This is a genomic window from Kribbella sp. NPDC051952 (genome assembly GCF_040680855.1).
GTDB lineage: Bacteria > Actinomycetota > Actinomycetes > Propionibacteriales > Kribbellaceae > Kribbella.
The window spans coordinates 65,648-82,796 of record NZ_JBFAXQ010000001.1; the positions used below are offsets into that span (position 1 = coordinate 65,648).

13 protein-coding genes and 1 pseudogene are annotated in these 17,149 nt (G+C 68.6%); 8 read left to right on the forward strand and 6 right to left on the reverse strand.

Annotation, left to right across the window (positions count from 1 at the left end):
• Nucleotides 1–154: 154 nt before the first annotated feature.
• Nucleotides 155–1,735 carry a serine/threonine-protein kinase gene (locus tag AB0L70_RS00290; RefSeq protein WP_363678288.1) on the reverse strand — a complete coding sequence of 527 codons (1,581 nt, stop codon included), beginning with the start codon at nucleotides 1,733–1,735 and terminating at the stop codon, nucleotides 155–157.
• Between the two features lie 95 nt (nucleotides 1,736–1,830).
• Between AB0L70_RS00290 and AB0L70_RS00295 the strand changes: the two genes are divergently transcribed.
• The 5 genes and pseudogenes from AB0L70_RS00295 (at nucleotide 1,831) to AB0L70_RS00315 (ending at nucleotide 6,372) form a co-directional block, all read left to right on the forward strand.
• On the forward strand, nucleotides 1,831–2,391 hold the full coding sequence (locus AB0L70_RS00295; protein WP_363678289.1) for a sigma-70 family RNA polymerase sigma factor: 561 nt from the start codon (nucleotides 1,831–1,833) through the stop codon (nucleotides 2,389–2,391).
• 44 nt (nucleotides 2,392–2,435) lie between these two features.
• Nucleotides 2,436–3,440: a dihydroxyacetone kinase subunit DhaK gene (gene dhaK / locus AB0L70_RS00300; RefSeq protein WP_363678290.1), complete on the forward strand. Its 1,005-nt coding sequence runs from the start codon at nucleotides 2,436–2,438 to the stop codon at nucleotides 3,438–3,440.
• Between the two features lie 2 nt (nucleotides 3,441–3,442).
• Nucleotides 3,443–4,066 (forward strand): dihydroxyacetone kinase subunit DhaL, encoded by a 624-nt coding sequence (gene dhaL / locus AB0L70_RS00305; RefSeq protein ID WP_363679931.1) that lies wholly within the window; start codon nucleotides 3,443–3,445, stop codon nucleotides 4,064–4,066.
• Nucleotides 4,063–4,443, forward strand: a pseudogene (gene dhaM / locus AB0L70_RS00310) (dihydroxyacetone kinase phosphoryl donor subunit DhaM); the annotation flags it as partial. The gene dhaL and the pseudogene dhaM, both read left to right, overlap by 4 nt.
• Nucleotides 4,444–4,515: 72 nt before the next feature.
• On the forward strand, nucleotides 4,516–6,372 hold the full coding sequence (locus AB0L70_RS00315; RefSeq protein WP_363679933.1) for an HPr family phosphocarrier protein: 1,857 nt from the start codon (nucleotides 4,516–4,518) through the stop codon (nucleotides 6,370–6,372).
• Here the strand turns inward: AB0L70_RS00315 and AB0L70_RS00320 are convergent.
• Entirely contained in the window at nucleotides 6,351–7,007 is a 657-nt protein-coding gene (locus AB0L70_RS00320) for a hypothetical protein (RefSeq protein ID WP_363678291.1), read from the reverse strand. The two genes, AB0L70_RS00315 and AB0L70_RS00320, sit on opposite strands and share 22 nt — an antisense overlap.
• Nucleotides 7,004–7,546: a GNAT family N-acetyltransferase gene (locus AB0L70_RS00325; RefSeq protein WP_363678292.1), complete on the reverse strand. Its 543-nt coding sequence runs from the start codon at nucleotides 7,544–7,546 to the stop codon at nucleotides 7,004–7,006. Before AB0L70_RS00325 ends, AB0L70_RS00320 begins: the two co-directional genes overlap by 4 nt.
• Nucleotides 7,547–7,698: 152 nt before the next feature.
• Between AB0L70_RS00325 and AB0L70_RS00330 the strand changes: the two genes are divergently transcribed.
• Together AB0L70_RS00330 and AB0L70_RS00335 are read left to right on the forward strand one after the other, a co-directional pair.
• Nucleotides 7,699–8,301: a sigma-70 family RNA polymerase sigma factor gene (locus AB0L70_RS00330; RefSeq protein ID WP_363678293.1), complete on the forward strand. Its 603-nt coding sequence runs from the start codon at nucleotides 7,699–7,701 to the stop codon at nucleotides 8,299–8,301.
• Nucleotides 8,288–9,127: a hypothetical protein gene (locus tag AB0L70_RS00335; RefSeq protein ID WP_363678294.1), complete on the forward strand. Its 840-nt coding sequence runs from the start codon at nucleotides 8,288–8,290 to the stop codon at nucleotides 9,125–9,127. Before AB0L70_RS00330 ends, AB0L70_RS00335 begins: the two co-directional genes overlap by 14 nt.
• Here the strand turns inward: AB0L70_RS00335 and AB0L70_RS00340 are convergent.
• Nucleotides 9,113–11,431 (reverse strand): beta-L-arabinofuranosidase domain-containing protein, encoded by a 2,319-nt coding sequence (locus tag AB0L70_RS00340; protein WP_363678295.1) that lies wholly within the window; start codon nucleotides 11,429–11,431, stop codon nucleotides 9,113–9,115. The genes AB0L70_RS00335 and AB0L70_RS00340 overlap by 15 nt on opposite strands.
• A 170-nt stretch (nucleotides 11,432–11,601) precedes the next feature.
• Here AB0L70_RS00340 and AB0L70_RS00345 point away from each other — a divergent pair, with 170 nt between their 5' ends.
• Nucleotides 11,602–12,576 carry a LacI family DNA-binding transcriptional regulator gene (locus AB0L70_RS00345; protein ID WP_363678296.1) on the forward strand — a complete coding sequence of 325 codons (975 nt, stop codon included), beginning with the start codon at nucleotides 11,602–11,604 and terminating at the stop codon, nucleotides 12,574–12,576.
• Here AB0L70_RS00345 and AB0L70_RS00350 read toward each other — a convergent pair.
• The gene (locus AB0L70_RS00350) at nucleotides 12,565–13,038 is read right to left on the reverse strand and encodes a DUF1707 domain-containing protein (RefSeq protein WP_363678297.1); all 474 of its coding nucleotides are present in this window, start codon (nucleotides 13,036–13,038) and stop codon (nucleotides 12,565–12,567) included. The two genes, AB0L70_RS00345 and AB0L70_RS00350, sit on opposite strands and share 12 nt — an antisense overlap.
• A gap of 59 nt (nucleotides 13,039–13,097) precedes the next feature.
• On the reverse strand, nucleotides 13,098–16,988 hold the full coding sequence (locus AB0L70_RS00355; protein WP_363678298.1) for a hypothetical protein: 3,891 nt from the start codon (nucleotides 16,986–16,988) through the stop codon (nucleotides 13,098–13,100).
• Nucleotides 16,989–17,149 lie beyond the last annotated feature (161 nt).

A 17,149-nucleotide genomic window follows, 5' to 3' on the forward strand; every position in this document is an offset into this window, starting at 1 on the left:
TCGATCGGCCAGATGGCCCGGAAGATCGTGGACCGGAGGCGGTAGAAGCGCCGCCAGGCCGACTGGATCAGCGCAGGGGACGGCCGGAACCGTTCCGTCGGGATACGCACCAGGGATACCTCAACCGTGCTCGGGATAACTGGGCCGGCGCTCATCAACCAGTGAACCGGACCGATTCGGCGATCTCGACGGCGCGGGCGCTGTCGGTTCCCGGCATCAGGACCTGGATGAGCATCGAGCCGGTGGTCCCCGTGTCCACGACTCGTTGCAGGAGCATACCGTCACCATCGCCACAGCCAGTGAAATACTGATCTGTCAGGGTTCTGCCCTCGGCGTTCGAGACCATCGGGTTGCCCTTGCCCGCGCACTGGCCGGTGTCGACGCCGGCCGCGGCCTTGGTCTTCCCGGTCTCGAGGACGCCGACGAAGACACCCGGGGTCCGCGCCGACCAGTCCGCACTCTCACTGACCCGGAGTGCCGGGAACGCCTCGATGCTGCCGGGCGGCTGCCATTGCGACTCGGCCACCGACTTCACCCAGCCCCGTGGGAGCTCCAGCGAGAAGTTGCCGTACGAGACGCCGATCAGTTCACGCGCGGCCAGGTACCGCTGGCCGAAGAAGCCGGCGCCACCGCCGACGACGAGCGCGAGCAGCGCGGCGATCACCCACCGGCCGCGCCGCCGCTTCCGGGGCGGCGCTGGTGTCGCCGGCGCCTGAGCGACGGGCTCGGCTGTTGCGGCTGCTTCGACAGACGGCTCGACGGATGCCGCCTCGGCGCTTTCGGTGCTCGCGGCTTCAGTGCTTGCGGCGCTCTCGGTGATTGACGAGTCAGCGAACTTGAGGATCGTCGGCTTGTTCGCATCACTGAGTGCCGTGTTCTCGCCGTCGTCCTCTCCCTCGCCGGTCGGGACGGAGACCGTCACCGACTCGCGGATCGAGAGCGGGAAGTCGTGGGTGGTCTCGTCCAGCCCGCCGACGAGCTCACGGGTGAAGGACAGCACGTCCGGCCAGCGCTTCTCCCGATCCGGGTCGAGCGCGCGAACGATCGCGGCGTCGACCATCTCGGGCAGTTCGAATCCGAGCGAGCTCGGCGGCGGTGGGGCTGCGACCCGGCCCGCGGCGCCCAGCCCGTCGACCTGATGCGGTGACCGCCCGGTCAGAGCGGCGTACGCGACGGCTCCGAGGGAGTACTGGTCGGCGCGCTGGTCCAGCCGCTCACCCATGGCCTGTTCGGGCGCGACGTACGACGGGGTGCCGCCGGGCATTGTGATTCGTGACACCTCGTCGAGGGCCTTGCCCAGACCGAGGTCGGACAGTACGGCGCGCTCGCCGTCGTCTGTGCTGCGGAACAGGACGTTCGCCGGTTTCACGTCGCGGTGCAGCAGGCCGCGACGGTGCAGGGCCTGCAGGCCACGGCCGACCTGGACGACGACGTCGACGGCCTCGGCCAGCGGCAGTGGTTGCTTCTTCAACCGGTCGGCCAGCGTGCCGCGATCGGCGTACGTGAGCACGAGGAACGGGCGTCCGTCCTCGAGTTCGCCCACGTCGTGGACCTGGACGACGTGCTCGGACTCCACCCGGCGCAGGAACCGGCCCTCCTCGAGGAACCGCTGCCGGACCGAGTCGTCGTGGCCCCAGTTGTCCGCGAGGACCTTGATCGCGACCTCGGCATCCAGTTGCTCATCGTGAGCGAGCCATACCGTAGCGAAACCGCCAGAGCCCAGACGTCGTCGCACGACGTAACGGCCTAGTCTGGTTGGGACCCCCATAGAAGGCATTATGGAGTACTGGAGTGTCCCGTGCCGGGGGCCGATCGAGAGCAAAGGCGCAGATGAGCGAGAGCACCAGCCCGACCGACGACCTCGGAACCCTGGCCGAGCGGGCCCAGGCCGGCGACAAGCACGCGATGGACGACCTGCTGCGGCTGGTTCATCCCCGTGTTCTGCGAATCTGCCGCAGCGTCCTGCCGTACTCGGCGGACGCCGAGGACGCGGCCCAGGAGGCCCTGCTCAACATCGCCACCAAGATCAACACGTACTCCGGCCGGAGCAGCTTCTCCACCTGGGTCCACTCGGTCGCGGCGAACTCGGCCCGCTCGACGTACCGCAAGCTGAAGCGGACTGCCCAGGCCGCGCACAACCCCGAGGCGATGGAGAAGCCGGACCCCCGGACCACCAGCGTCATCGCCGGCACCCGGCTGGACCTGCTCGAGGCGCTGGAGACCCTGGAGCGCGACCGCCCACAGATGGTGACCCCGCTGGTACTGCGCGACGTCTACGGCCTCTCGTACGAGGAGATCGCCGCCGAGGTCGGCGCCCCGCTCGGCACGGTCAAGTCCCGCATCCACGACGCCCGTGAGGTCGTCCGCCCCCTGCTGCGCCCGAAGGACTGATCGAGGGACTCCCGTTCGGGTCGGGCGTGTGCTCAGATGGGGGCATGAAGAAGCTCATCAACGACCCTGGCGATGTTGTGAGTGAAGCGCTGCAAGGTATGGCGCTGGCGCATCCGGACCGGTTGCGCGTGGATCACGAGAACCGGATCGTGTACCGCAAGGACGCACCGAGATCCGGGAAGGTCGGGCTGATCTCGGGTGGTGGCTCCGGCCACGAGCCGATGCACGGCGGCTTCGTCGGCCTGGGGATGCTGGACGCCGCCTGTGCGGGTGAGGTGTTCACCTCACCGGTGCCGGACCAGATGATGGCCGCGACGAAGGCGGTCGACGCGGGTGCCGGCGTACTGCACATCGTGAAGAACTACACCGGCGACGTGATGAACTTCGAGATGGCCGCCGAACTGGCCGCGGCCGACGCCGGAACCGAGGTGCTGTCGGTGGTGACGAACGACGACGTCGCCGTCCAGGACAGCCTCTACACGGCCGGTCGGCGCGGTGTCGGCGTGACCGTGCTGCTGGAGAAGATCGTCGGCGCGGCCGCCGAGGAGGGCCGCCCGCTGCAGGAGGTCGGTGACCTGGCGAAGAAGGTCAACGACAACGGCCGCAGCATGGGCATGGCGCTGACGTCGTGCACGGTCCCGGCAGCCGGCAAGCCGACGTTCGACCTGGCCGACAACGAGATGGAGGTCGGCATCGGCATCCACGGCGAGCCCGGCCGGCAACGGTTGCCGCTGGCCCCGGCCAAGGAGATCGCCGCGATGCTCGTCGACCCGGTGGTCACCGATCTGCCTTACCAGCAAGGCGATTCTGTGATTGCCTTCGTCAACGGCATGGGCGGTACGCCGCTCCTCGAGCTCTACCTCATGTACAACGAGGTGGCCCAGCTGCTCGACCGGGCCGGTATCACCGTGGCCCGTTCGCTGGTCGGCAACTACATCACCTCACTGGAGATGGCCGGCTGCTCGGTCACCCTGCTGAAGGTGGACGACGAACTGGTACGCCTCTGGGACGCACCGGTGAACACCCCGGGCCTACGCTGGGGCGCGTGAGCATGGGAGTGGACAACTTCGTTGCCTGGTTGCGGGACACGGCCCGGTCGCTGCACGAGAACGCGGCGTACCTGACCGAGCTGGATTCCGCGATCGGCGACGCGGATCACGGCGCGAACATGGATCGTGGCTTCCAGGCGGTGGTCGCCGTCCTGGACGAGACCAGCTTCGCGTCGGTCGACGAGCTGATGAAGAAGGCCGGGATGACGCTGGTCAGCAAGGTCGGCGGGGCGAGCGGGCCGCTGTACGGCACGTTCTTCCTCCGCTTCGGGACCGCGCTGCCCGGCGCCACCGACGTCACCCCCGAGCAGCTCGGCGAGGCGTTCAAGGCCGGTGTCGGCGGGATCCTCCAGCGCGGCAAGGCCGAGCTTGGCGACAAGACCATGTACGACGCCTGGGCACCGGCTCTGGAGGCGTACGACGGGGCCGTGGCTGGCGGCTCGGATCTCGCCGGGGCGCTGACGGCCGCTGCGGAGGCAGCGGCCAAGGGCCGGGATGCGACCGTGCCGCTGGTGGCGCGGAAGGGTCGCGCGAGTTACCTGGGCGAGCGGAGCGCGGGTCACCAGGATCCGGGCGCGACGAGCACCACGTTGCTGTTGGAGTCGGCTGCTCGCACGCTCGCATGATCGGGATCGTGGTCGTCTCCCATAGTCACGCACTGGCTGTGGCGGCGGTGGGGTTGGCCTCCGAGATGGTTGCCGAGGACAACCGGCCGGTGATCGCGGTCGCGGCCGGGCTGGACGAGACCACGTTCGGCACGGACGCGATGGCGGTGTCGGAGGCGATCACGACCGCCGACAGTCCGGACGGCGTACTGGTCTTGCTTGATCTTGGTAGCGCGATCCTGAGCGCTGAGCTGGCCTTGGAGTTCCTCGATCCTGAGGTCGCGGAGCGGGTGCGGCTGTCGAGCGCACCGTTGGTCGAAGGGCTGGTGGCCGCTGCGGTGACCGCGTCGACGGGTGCTTCCCTTGATGCGGTGGTGGCGGAGGCTGAGCGCGGCCTGCTGGGGAAGCAGGATCATCTCGGAACTGGTGAGGCTGCGGGGCCGACTTCGGCGGTCGTAGCTGATCAGACCGTGGAAGTTGCTGTCGGCAACGAGCATGGGTTGCATGCGCGGCCGGCGGCTCGGCTGGTCGGGTTGGTGAATGGGTTCGACGCCACGGTCACGATCACTGATCTGGATACCGGGCGTGGGCCGGTGGATGCGGGCAGCCTGAGCATGGTTGCGACGCTGAACGCCCAGCAGGGGCATCGATTGCGGGTGGGTGCGAGCGGGCCGCAGGCTGCCGAGGTGTTGGAGGCGGTCAGCAAGCTCGCGGCGGAGAACTTCGGTGATGCGGAGACGCCGCCCACCGCGCCGACACCCGGTGGATCCGGTTTGGATGTGGCGATCGGGCCTGCGGTCCTGGCTGGGGAAGCAGTCGACCTGAGTGCGTATGTTGCCGGGGACGACGAGTTGGGCCGGCTCGACGAGGCATTGGCGACAGCTGGGGACGAGCTGCGTGGGCTGCGGGACAGCAGCCCGGATCACGGTGAGATCTTCGAAGCGCATCTCGCATTGCTGAACGATCGGAAGCCGCTCGACGAGGTGCGGGCCGCGATCTCCGCGGGTGCCTCGGCGGCGGACGCGTGGAAAGAGACCTACGACCAGCTCGCCGGTACCTTCGAAGGGCTGGATGATGCCTACCAGCGAGAGCGGGCGCAGGACGTCCGCGCTGTCCGGGATCGGGTATTGCGAGCGCTGACGGGTGCGCAGGAGCAGCTGACTGAGGGCATCCTCGTCGTCCCCGAGCTGGATGCGGCGACGGCTGCCACGCTCGACACCTCTCGCGTGACCGGGATCGCGGTCCGGGCGGCCGGGACGACGGGTCACGGTGTGATCGTGGCGCGGTCGCGCGGGATCCCCTTGATCACGGGGATCGGGGAGGTCGACGTACCGGCGGGGGCGACGGTCGCGTTCGATGCGCGGATCGGGTCGTTCGAGGTCGGGCCGGACGAGGACGTCGTACGAGCGACGATTGCCGAGCGGGAAGGTGAGCGGGACCGGGCGCTCACCCGAGCCGACGAGCCGGCCACGACCGTGGACGGGCGGACGATCGACGTGCTCGTCAACGTTGGCGTCGTACAGGATGCGGTGGATGCGCGGGGTGCGGACGGGTCCGGGCTGGTGCGGACCGAGGTACTGTTCGGCGATCGGCGGACCGCGCCGACCGTCGACGAGCAGGTCGAGGTGTTCCGGGCGATAGCACGGGCATTGGACGGTAAGCCGATCACGATCCGGACGTGGGACATCGGTGGCGACAAGCCGCTGCCGTTCCTCCAGCAAGCGCACGAGGCGAACCCGTTCCTCGGCGAGCGTGGGCTGCGGGTCTTCCGGCGGCGTCCGGAGCTGCTGCGCGATCAGCTCGAGGCCATCCGGCGGGTCGGGGCCGAGACGCCGGTGCACGTGATGTTCCCAATGGTGACGACCGCGGACGAGGTCGCGTGGGCCTTGGAAGAGCTCGGTCCGCGGGGAGACCTCGAGGTCGGCATCATGGTCGAGGTCCCGGCCGCGGCGCTCCGGATCGGCACCCTCACGGGCGACCTGGATTTCGTCAGCATCGGGACCAACGACCTCACCCAGTACACGACGGCCGCCGACCGCACCAACGCCGCGGTCGCGCCACTCGCCGACGGTCTGGATCCCGCTGTACTGCAGCTGATCGACCACGTGGTCCGCGCCGCCAACGTTCGCGTAGCCGTGTGCGGCGACCTGGCCAGCAGCCCGGAGGCCGCCGTACTGCTGGCTGCCCTTGGCGTGCAAGAACTCAGTGCGGTCGGTCCGCAGGTCCCACTGGTCAAGGCCCGCCTACGACAGGCAGACCTATCTCAGGTCAACACGGCCGCTGTGTTGGCGGCGCGAGACGGCGATCAGGTGCGTGGGTTGCTGTAGTAGCGCAGTTCGACCAGGTTGAAGCCGGAGGTGCGTTCGGGCTTGGTGGGGAGCGTGTAGGACTGGCCTGGCTCCAGGTAGGTGACGTCTGGGCTGGAGAGGTCTAGGTCGACCACCAAGGCTGGGTACGCGCCGGTGTGCCAGGTGTAGGACTCGCCTGCGTCGGGGGTGACGTGCTGCACGCGTACGTCGTCCTCGTCGACGACCACCTTGGCAGGGATCTCCCCGACCTGTTCGAACCCGGCTTCGGCCGGGACGCCCTGGACGGCGAAGTGCGGGTCGCCGGAGGCCTCCTCACCCAGGTCGAGGACCTCGATCAACCGGTTGAGGTACAGCGCGGCACCGTCGTTGGTGAGCATGTGTACGGGCGACACCGGCCGGTAGACCGAGCCACCGACGGTCTCACTCAGCTGCCGGGCCGGACTGCCGTCGAGCCAGTCCATGTGGCACGGAGACGTGGACAGGCACAGGACGACGTACGGGTTGTGGTGCAGGTGCCAGCCCTGCGCCTCACCTGGCTGCAGTGACACCTCCCAAACGCGGACACGGGAGTTCTTCAGCAGCACCCGGGTCCCGATCTCGCCGAGGACGACGTCGGTGCCGTCAGGAGCGGTCACGGTCGTGCCTGCAGTCATGCGGTCTCCTCCAGAGCTCGTTCCATCGCGACGCCACCGAGGATGACGCCGTCCGGCATGGGCAGTTCGACGGCCTCCACCTCGGTGAAGCCGAAAGCCTTGTACAGCGGTACTCCGGGCAGTGTCGCCATCAGTGCGAGCTGTGTGAACCCCTCCACCCGGGCGGCGTCCACACAGGCGGTCAGGATCGCCCTGCCGAGACCACGGCGGGTCCAGTCCGCCCGGACGAACATGGCCCGGATCCGGGCCGGCTCGGTCGCCGGGTCCAGCAGCCGCGTGTCAGCACCCGCCGTACTCGCGTTGAACAGCTTGTTCCGCCGGCTCCACCCACCGCACGCGACGATCTCCCCACCCGCCTCGCACACGTAGTAGGTGCCGTCGTCGATCAGCGCGGTGTCGAAGGTGGTGATGTGCTCGGCAGCACTCGCCGTCTGCACGTCGTCGTAGTACGCCGGGAAGATCTCCTGCACCGACCCGCGAGCCAACTCCGCGATCGCCGCCCCGTCTCCCGGAACCGCAAGCCGCAACCTAGCCTCCACGCCCCACAGGTTAGTTCACTGCCGGCCACGTGCTCTGGCCCAGTCGCGATTGTCGCAGCGGAGGCGGTCATTCAAACCACATGGAAAGGTGCGAGAAGTTGCAATGTGGGCGGGGTGAAATGGGTGGGCGGGGTGCTGGACATCTAGCGGGTATGACGTTGATTCCGATCGAGGCCCGGAGTGGGCCGGTGAGTGAGGGAGTTGTGCGCGGCTCACCGCCGTACGATCGCCGGCAGCGGTTCGAAGAGGTGTTCTCGGCGCATCGGGAGGCCGTGCTCGGCTACCTGCGGCGGCGGACCGACAGTGGGCACGACGCCGCGGACCTGCTCGCCGACACGTTCCTGGTGGCCTGGCGCCGGCTGGACGACGTACCGCTCGATCCACAGACCAGACCATGGTTGTACGGCGTAGCCCGCCGCGTGCTCGCGAATCACCGCAGAGGTGAGGGCCGTCGGCATGCATTGGCGACGAAACTGCGAGACGAGCTGGATAAGCCGGAGAGCTCGCTGCCGGACGATTCACCGACAGCCCGGGCGTTCAGTGCCCTGCCGGAACAGGACCGGGAACTGTTGTCCCTGGTCGCGTGGGAAGAGCTCGACACCGCTCAGATCGCCACCGTGCTTGGTGTCTCGCGCAACGCCGTACGGATCAGACTGCACCGGGCCCGGAAGCGGTTCGCGAAGCTGCTCACCGCTCCCCTGGCGAACCGGAACCTGGTCGCCCCGACCGAGGAGGCCTCTCATGAAGACGCATGACATCGACGCGGCCGTCCGCGACCTCGACCCGAACCGGACCGAAGTCCGGCCAAGCGACGCGGCCTGGGCCGAGCTCGCCGACGCGATCGTTGCCTCGGACACCGGTCCGGTGGTCGGCCTGGACCGCCGCCGTCGCTCGGCCCGCCCCCGCGTCCTCCTGGCCGCCGCCTGCAGCCTGGTGGTCGTGGGAGTGGTCGCGGCGGCGCTCGTGAACCAGTCCGGTCAGGACCAGCCACAGGCGCTGTCGTTCACCGAGCGTGGCGACAAGCTGATCATCCGCGTGGTCGACCCGAAGGCCGACCCGAAGCAGTACAACGCCGAGTTCAAGAAGATGGGCCTGAACATCAAGGTCAACGCCGTACCGGTCAGCCCGCCGTTCGTCGGCGTGATGGTCGACTTCTCGGCGCAGAACGACAAGCAGATGCAGCAACTGCACCTGCTCGAGCCGGGCGAGAAGTGCAACGGCACGCTGACCGCCGCGGACCCCGGTTGCCAGGAAGGCCTCGAGGTACCGAAGGACTACGACGGCAAGACCGTGGTCAACTTCGGTCGCGCCGCCAAGCCCGGTGAGATGTACCACCACACGTCGTCCTCGGCGACCGACAAGGGTGAGGTGCTCGCCGGACTGACACTGAAGAACAAGACCGTCGACCAGGCCCTGCCGCTGATCAAGGCCCGCGGCGTGCAGCGGATCACCTACCTCACCGGCGACGGACCGCAGTTCGACTCCAAGGACTCCGTGCCTGGTGACTGGTACGTCCACGACACCTCGACGTACGCACCAGGTGAGGTCAGCTTGTACGTCGGCCCGTCACCGGAAAAGTAGGTTCAGCACACCCCCGGAGAACGCCGGGCGCAGTACGGCCTCCACTCGGACGTACTGCGCCCGCACCGGCGTGAACGTCGTTGTGTTCAGCTCGTCGGTAGCCACGTCGTACGGCGTGGTGTTCTCGACCGGTCGCCAGGTCTCACCGTCGAGCCAGAGCGCCCGCCACGACTCCGGCACGCGACACTCGCCAGAGCCGGTGTCGTCGAACCAGTAGACCGACACCTCCGACAACGCACGGACCGCGCGCAGGTCGTACTCGATCCACTCCGTCGTCCCGCGCCGGTCCCACCAGGTGAAGCGCGGAATCGACGTGTCCGCAGACGATGCGGGGATGCGACCGTCGTCCACGGCCTCCAGCGAGTCCCCGGTGTTCACGTGCGAAGCGGTGATCCGGGTACGGCGAATCCACTCGGTGCCGTCCGGTGACACCTGCGGGAACGAGGCGATCCGGAGCCGGGCCGCACCCATCGGGATGAGCGTCACCGTCTCGACCGGCTCCACCGACCGGGCCGGACTCGGCTGCAGTTGGCGGACGACGTCCTCGGTGTCGGTCTCCCACTCCGGGATCCGCCGGGCCTGTGTGGTCAGAGCGACCGGTACTCCGTCAGTGGTGAACGGGTTGTCGCCGGCATCCCGCCGTACGACGTCGAACTCCGCATCGGGGAGCAGGCCGTAGTTCCACGGGGACTCCGGGTAGACGGCGAGCTCGGGCCAGTCCTCGGTGCCGCCGATGCGCTCGTAGCGCTCGTCGATCTGCAGCGAGTAGGTCAACGGACCGCGGTCGACGGAGATGGAGTCGTTGTTGTCGTTCCACACCCGGGTGCTGGTCCGCATCGGCAGCACCAGCTCGACGCGGTCGCCCGGATGCCAGGTGCGGTCCACCTTCATCCAGTCGCCGTCAGCCTCGACAGTCTGGCCGTTCACCTTCACCGTGACGTCCTGCGCCCAGCCGGGACGCCTTAAATACAAGGGGAATCGTGTCGACGCATCGACTGTGAAAATGATCGTGTCGGAGAACGGGTACTCGGTGTCCTGCGTGATGCTGACTGTCTCCCCCGCCCCGACCTGGGCAGTGACCTTGCTGGCGGCGTACAGCGAGGCGGCCAGGCCGTTGTCCGTCGTGGCCAGCCATAGCTCCTGCGCGTAGTACGGCCAGCCCATGCCGTAGTTGTGCGGACAGCACCGGTACTGATGGACGCCGTACTTATAAGCGAGCATGGCGAACGGGTTCTCGAACTGCCCGTGTTTCACCCGGTCGTCGAGCTGCACGCTGTTGGCACAGGTGATGTAGTGCATGACCTGCTGCTGCGCGTCGTACGACGCCGGCAACAGGTTGAACGCCAACTCCTCACACCGGTCCGTCCAGGCGATGTCACCGGTGAAGCGGGTCAGCAGCTCACAGCTGTGCATCAGCTCGACGATCCCGCACGTCTCGAACCCCTGCCGCGGATCATCGAATCCGGGCCGCGAGTTCTCGTCACCGGCGAACCCACCGCCGGGGAACTGGCCGTACTGCGCCATCACCGTCGCGTAGTTCCGGTACGTCGCCGCCCGGTGCTTCTCGTCACCACTCAGAAGCCAGTACTGCAACGGTTCGCGGAACCCCTGGGCCAGATTGACGTTGTGCCAGGTCGGAATACCGTCCACATAGTCGGCCGAGCCGGTGTGCATCTTCGTGACCAGATCCAGCAGCCACTCGTCGCCGGTCCGGTTGTAGAGCCAATACGCGCTGTCGATGTTGTCGCCCCACCGGAACGCACCCCACGAGCGGTTGAAGACCTCGGCGGGCTGCGTGTTCTGGAACTGCAGGTACGTCGTCATGAACGGAATCACCCGCTCGTCGCCGGAGTACTCGTACCAGGACCGGAACGCGGCCAGCAACGGCATCCCCGGCCAGAAGTCCGGCCCGTTCTCCAGCGAGGTCCGCAGCCGCCCCGGCCCGAACCAGCCGTCCGGAGTCTGCGTCCTGATGATCCCGTTCATCCACCGCTCGGTGCGGTTGAGTACGCCGGTATCCCCGGTGACGTAGCCGAGATCCCCGAAGCCGCGGAGCCAGTACGGCAGCTCTTCCCAGGCGCTCTGGGCCGGATCGACCCAGCCGTTGGTGTCGTAGCCGAGGAAGTCCGAGATCTCGTCGTACCGGCCGCAGAGGCCCTTGACCTGCAGGTCGAGCTGCTGCGCCAGCCACCCGCGCGGCTCGATCGCACCGGGCGGGAGCTTCTGGAACGGGACCGGTCGCAGCGGCGCGCGCTGCGGGACGTAGTGCCCACCGCGGGTGGCTTCGGGGAGGGAGTTGGGCATCGACGGCTGCCTTTCCGGGTGGGGGGCACGGAAAGACCGCACACGTTTTCCGTCGTGACAACGTAAGACACGAGGGCCGCTCGGTCAAGGCTGAACCTCTGGAATACAAGGAGATCTGCGATCGCCTTGATAGGCTGCCGCGACAGTCTCGAGGGACCCGGAGGAAACGGATGAGGACCCGGATCACGGACGTCGCCGCGCTGGCCGGGGTGTCCGCCGGGACGGCGTCGAAGGCGCTGAACAACACCGGTCAGCTCAGCCAGGAGACCCGCGCCCGGGTACGCCGTGCCGCCGCGCAGCTCGGGTTCACCCCGGACGCCCGTGGCCGCGCACTTTCGTCCGGCCGGACGTACACGGTCGCCCTGCTCACCACGGACAGCTCCGGGCGCTTCAGCATCCCGATCATGCGGGGTGTGGAGGACGTTCTCAGTGCGGGCGAGCTGGCCACCGTCCTCTGCGATACCCGCGACGATCCGCTCCGCGAGCAGAGCTACCTGCGCACGCTGGTGGCCCGTGGCGTCGACGGGATCGTGGTCACCGGTCGCCGGACCGAGCCCCGGCCGTCGATCGACGTACCGCTTCCCGTTGTCTACGCATTGGCCGCTTCAGCCGATCCCGCGGACGCATCAGTGATCGTCGACGATGCGTCTGGTGCCGCCGCTGCGATCACCCATCTGCTCGGACTGGGCCGGTCGAGGATCGCGCACATCACCGGACCGGCTGACCACAGGTCCGCCGCCGAACGTGCCCAGGCCGTCGCCACCACCGCCGGTCAAGCCCTCTGTGGCGAGGCGCTCTTCGGCGAGTGGAGTGAACGCTGGGGCCGGCAGGCGACCGACTTGGTACTGCGTCAGGACCCGGACGCGATCAGCTGCGGCAGCGATCAGATCGCCCGTGGCGTGTGCGACCGGCTTCGCGAACTGGGCCGCTCGGTTCCGGACGATATCGCCGTCACCGGCTACGACAACTGGCCGATGATGGCGCTGGCCAGCCGGCCACCGCTCACTTCGGTCGACCTCCGCCTCGAGGATCTCGGCCGTCGCGCGGCGAACCTCCTGCTCGACGCGATCGCCGGCTCCCCGCATCACGGCGTACTCGAGCTTCCGGCACAACTGGTGCCGCGGGAGTCGACGCTAGGTCCGTGAGCCCCGGCGAGCCCAGCGGTAGGTGAAGAACACCCACGCCAGCGCGGGCAGCCCGAAGATCGCGGCGGCTATCTCGCGGCCGAAGACCAACATCACCAGCCCGACCAGGGCGAACGGCAAGGCCATCCAGACGGCGCCGACGAACGCGGCCCACCGCCACTTGCCCGGTTTGCGCGGCTCAGGCTTGTACAGCGAAGGCGTCGGCAGCCCGGCGAAGATCGGCTGCAGCTCCGCATGCGTCACCGCCTCGTTCAGCCGGTCCACCCGCCGATGCAGCTCATTCTCGTCCAGCCGCCCGATCGCGAACTGCTCGGCCAACTCATCGGTCGCGACCCGCCGTTCCTCATCCGTCAATCGCAGCGAAGCCATCCGCCGCCGAGCCGCCGCAACCCGAGCCTCCTGCCCGGCCGCAGCCGCCATCCCCATCAGCTCAGACGGTTTCACCGGCCGCCGTTCCACCATCCGCCTCACCTCACACTCGTCCTTCGAGTGTGCCAGACCCCCGGTCATGCCCAACCCGCTCAGCCGCCGGCGCTAGCCCGCCGCCGCCCCACCAGCCCGATCACCTCATCCGCCAACCGCGCGAACCCGCCCGGATCCAGCCGTGCCAACGGCTCCAGCGGCACGTACCAAGGCCCGTCCACCAATGCCCGCGCCACCAGCCGCCGTGCCCGCACCGGCTCAGCCACCGCCGCAATTTTGCTCAGCGCCTCGGCACGATCGCCGAAGAGCGAGTACGCGCTGGTCGCGGCCGCGGCCTCCGCCCGGTCGAGCCAACCCGCAATCAGTCCTTCGCTCACCGCACGGTCCGCCGACCTGATCATCGCGCACCACAGCTCGACCGGGAATTCCGCCGAGTCGGCACGAGCGATGACGGTCTCGGCGAACTCGAAGTCCCCGGCGGTGGCCGCAGCCTCGACGACGGCGACGGCCGCATAGCGGGGGCGGTGCTCCGTCACCCGGCCGGCGAACTCGTCCGCCCGGCGATAGTCACCGGCCTGGGCCAGCTCGGCGGCCGCGTAACCCCACGCACGATCACTGGCGCGGTCACCCTCGAGCCAGCCGATCAGCTGTTCGATCGCATCCGTATCCCCGGCGGCGGCCACGTCCGTGACCCAGTCACTCACCACCCCGTCGCGATCCACTCCGTCGGTCATCCGATGGAACGTCGTCTGCGCCTCGGCCGTCCGGGACAAACGGCGGTAGCCGGTCACCAGGACGCCCAGCGCGCGATTGCGGACGGGGTCCGTCAGCGACGCCACTGCTGCCTCGATCCGCTCGAGGACGCCGGTCACCTGGTCCTCGAGATCCGCGGCGAGGGCCGCTCTGACGATCCGTTCCCAGGCAAGGACTCGGCTGTCGTCCGCATCGATGGAATCGGTGGTCGTGATCGCCTCCGCGAGTACCGCACCTGCCTGCTGCGCATCGTCGCTCGCGGCCTCGCGCGCCATCGCGACCAGCTCACTGACCCGCTCGGCCGGCCCGGTCACGCTGTCTGGCGGAACGAACACGTCAAGCAGCTCGCCCTGGTTCTCACGGGACAACGCGGTGGCAATCGCGTCGGCACGCGCCGCATCACCGACGCGATCCAGCACATAGCCCAGCACCCGGAGGCCGTGGCCGCCCGGGTAGTCGACGCTGCGTGCCGCGCTGCGCTGTACGAGGTTGGCCAGTTCGGCGGCCTGGTTCGTGCGGCCGATCTCGACACACAGCTCGGCCAGTCGCACGATCGACCGGTACAAGCTGCGCTCGTCGCGCACGAGCTGACCCGAATCGGCCAGGACTCGATCCGCGAGCCGCGACCACTCGTCGATGATCGCCTGAGCTTCGGCGTCATCACCCGCGCGATGCTTGCCCTCCGCGAGTCCGGTCAGGGCCTCGAGCCGGTACTCCCCCTCCGGTAACCGGTCGATGAGATCACGCGCGCGCGTCAGCTGCTGATGGCGGACGGCCGAGTCGACGACATCGAGCAGCAGTTCGGGTGGCACCTCGGCATCGTCGAGCCGGCTCAGCAGTCCGAGCGCGACCTCGAACTCCCCGCGGTCGGCAATCCGCATCGCGAGCAAGCTGACCTCGCGCGCCAGGTCGGTCCGGGCGAGCCCGAGACGAGCGCTGCCACTCTCGGCCAGCTCCCAGATCCGGGTGAAATTGCCGCGCGTCGCCAGAGCGTGTGAGACCCGACCGAGGGACTGCCAGTACGACGAACTGGTATCGAGCTGCATCAGTAGCGGCACGGCCCGGTCGATGAGTTGATCGATCTGCTCGGAGTCGTCATCCGAGAGAGACGCTGCCCTGTCCATGATGAACGCGATCAGCTCGCCGGGTTCCGTCGGCTCGGGAGGCGTCGGCTGTTCACTGTCCGCCGATTCACGATCGATCCAGGCCGGCCCAGCAACCGCCTGGTCCCGCCACCGTCCTCCGGCCCAGATCGACAGCTCGCTGAGCACGTCCCGCCGAGATCTGTCCGGGAGCTCGTTCGCGAGTTGCTCGACGTCGTCGGCCAGCCTGTCGGCCAGGTCCTGGTCGGGGCGATGGCGAGCCGCCCTGATCCTGCCGATCCCCGCGAAAGCACGCAGCAGCGGATCCCGCAGCATCCCCTGGACCCGCTCTGCTCCCGCGTCGTCGGTCTGCGCAACTGCCTGGACCGCGGTCAGGACGTCGTACCGCCATGTTGCCGATGGCAACAATTCCGTCATCTGCGCAGTCAGCGCCTCGACCCGCTCAGGATTCCCGGCCCGGCGGGCTACCGTCCACTGCGCCTCGAGCACCCGGAGCACCTGGTTCGGGTCGGCGCTGGTCCGCACGACCTGTTCGAGGCGTTGCTCGTCACCGGTCCGGATCAGTGCGTCGGTCATGCTTTCGACAGCGCCACGCCGATCACGCTCGGAGCTGAGCCCACGCGCGAGGGCGTCGGCCCGGTCGTCGTCACCGATCTTCACCCACAGGGCCGGAAGGTCGGTCGGCAACCGGGAGTTGCGTTCGTCGATGTACTCGCGGTGGAGGGCGAGCCGGGCCAACAGGCCGAGGTCCGGAGTGGCAACGGCCATGAGCGCTGCGGTGAGTTCGGCGATCTCCAGGCGGGCCGCGTGGTCGCCACCGGTGCTGGCGAACATGCGCTCGCGGCGAGTGCCGTCGGTCGCGACGTCGACGGCCTGATCGAGGTGACCGTTCTCGATCAGTTGGCCGAGGTACCCGCGGAGGAGGTATTCAGGGGTGGTCGAAGGCCAGCCGTCGGCGGCGACGGCGGCGGACCAGGTGGTGAGGGACTCGCGATACCTGGTCAGCGCGGACAGGTCGAGGGAGCGGAGCGTCTCACGGCGGAGCTCTTCGTGGGCAAGGCCGAAGGTGTAACGCTCGGTGCTGTGGCGCCAGCGGGCCGGGCGGCTGATGAAGGTGCGGCCCACCGATGACTCCACCAGTTGGCTGACCTCGTGGCGAGGACGCCGGGTCAGGACGGCGAGGTCGGCGATGCTCAGGCCGCCGCCGGCCGCCACGAGCAGACCCAGGACCGGGCGCCCGAGCGGGTCCGCGAGCAGTCGCCGCAGCTCGACCCGGGCGGTCGCCTCGTTCGCCAGCGCGTGCGCGGAGGCACTCAGCTGGTGGATGTTCCGGTTCTGCCGGAGCGGATGGTTGGCGCCGAGCTCCGCGGGCAGCGGCGGATGCGGGCGGCCGGCAACTATCACCTTCAGGCCGGCAACCGGCTCGACCGGGAGGAGAGCGGCAACCGTGTACGTCTCGGAGTCGATCACGACGCCCCGGTCCTCGTCGAGGCCGTCGACGACCAGGACGAGGTGGCGTCCGTTCTGGCGACTGAGTTCCGCGGCCTCGGCCAGCCGGGCCTGGAGATGACGCGCGCGGATCGGTGTCCGGTCGTCGTACGACGATCGCCGTCCGATCAGCGTGTCCAACTGCTCGGACACCGCCTCGATGAACGCGTCCCGGTTGCCGTGCGGGTTGAACCGGGTGGTGATGAAGAACGAGATGACGTCGGCGTTCTCGGGCGGGTGCAGAACGAACCAGGCGAGCAGGGCGGTCTTTCCTGACCAGGCGTCCGCGACCCATCGCCAGTACGACGAGTTGTCGTCGGAGCAGAACGCCGCCAGCTGCGCCAGTTCGTCCTCACGATCGCGGAGGACGGGCGGCGCGAGCTGGTCGACGTCTTCGAGATAGGGCATCCGGCCAGTCGGCGCCGCGGCGGGTGGCTTCGGTGGCTCGGGTGTTGGCGTGGCGGGCTGCCTGCGCCAGAGCAGGGAGACGACCACAGCGGCCACCGCGAGGACCCCGCTGATGATGCTGCTCAGCTTGTCGGCCTTGTCGAGGCCGACGGAGATCAGGTAGATCACGAGCGCGAGGATGATCACCGCGCCGAGGACAGCGAGCAGCCAGCGCACGATCCGGCGTCGCACAGCCAACCCGCCTCCCGATCCGGATACCTGGCTCCGCAGACTAGCCCAGATCCTGGGCCCATACCGGCCACCGCCCAGAAGAGGGTTGGACGCTGGCGTTCGCGTGGTTGGTTTGCCGGTCGGCCGGAGAGCTTGCTCACAAACTTTGCGCTCAACCTCGCAGGAGT

What these genes read in the sequence shown, in the direction of transcription:
- AB0L70_RS00295 (WP_363678289.1), top strand. Translation starts at nt 1,831, where the DNA reads ATGAGCGAGAGCACCAGCCCGACCGACGACCTCGGAACCCTGGCCGAG.
- dhaK (WP_363678290.1), top strand. Translation starts at nt 2,436, where the DNA reads ATGAAGAAGCTCATCAACGACCCTGGCGATGTTGTGAGTGAAGCGCTG.
- dhaL (WP_363679931.1), top strand. Translation starts at nt 3,443, where the DNA reads ATGGGAGTGGACAACTTCGTTGCCTGGTTGCGGGACACGGCCCGGTCG.
- AB0L70_RS00320 (WP_363678291.1), bottom strand. Translation starts at nt 7,007, where the DNA reads ATGACTGCAGGCACGACCGTGACCGCTCCTGACGGCACCGACGTCGTC.
- AB0L70_RS00330 (WP_363678293.1), top strand. Translation starts at nt 7,699, where the DNA reads ATGACGTTGATTCCGATCGAGGCCCGGAGTGGGCCGGTGAGTGAGGGA.
- AB0L70_RS00335 (WP_363678294.1), top strand. Translation starts at nt 8,288, where the DNA reads ATGAAGACGCATGACATCGACGCGGCCGTCCGCGACCTCGACCCGAAC.
- AB0L70_RS00340 (WP_363678295.1), bottom strand. Translation starts at nt 11,431, where the DNA reads ATGCCCAACTCCCTCCCCGAAGCCACCCGCGGTGGGCACTACGTCCCG.
- AB0L70_RS00345 (WP_363678296.1), top strand. Translation starts at nt 11,602, where the DNA reads ATGAGGACCCGGATCACGGACGTCGCCGCGCTGGCCGGGGTGTCCGCC.
- AB0L70_RS00350 (WP_363678297.1), bottom strand. Translation starts at nt 13,038, where the DNA reads ATGGTGGAACGGCGGCCGGTGAAACCGTCTGAGCTGATGGGGATGGCG.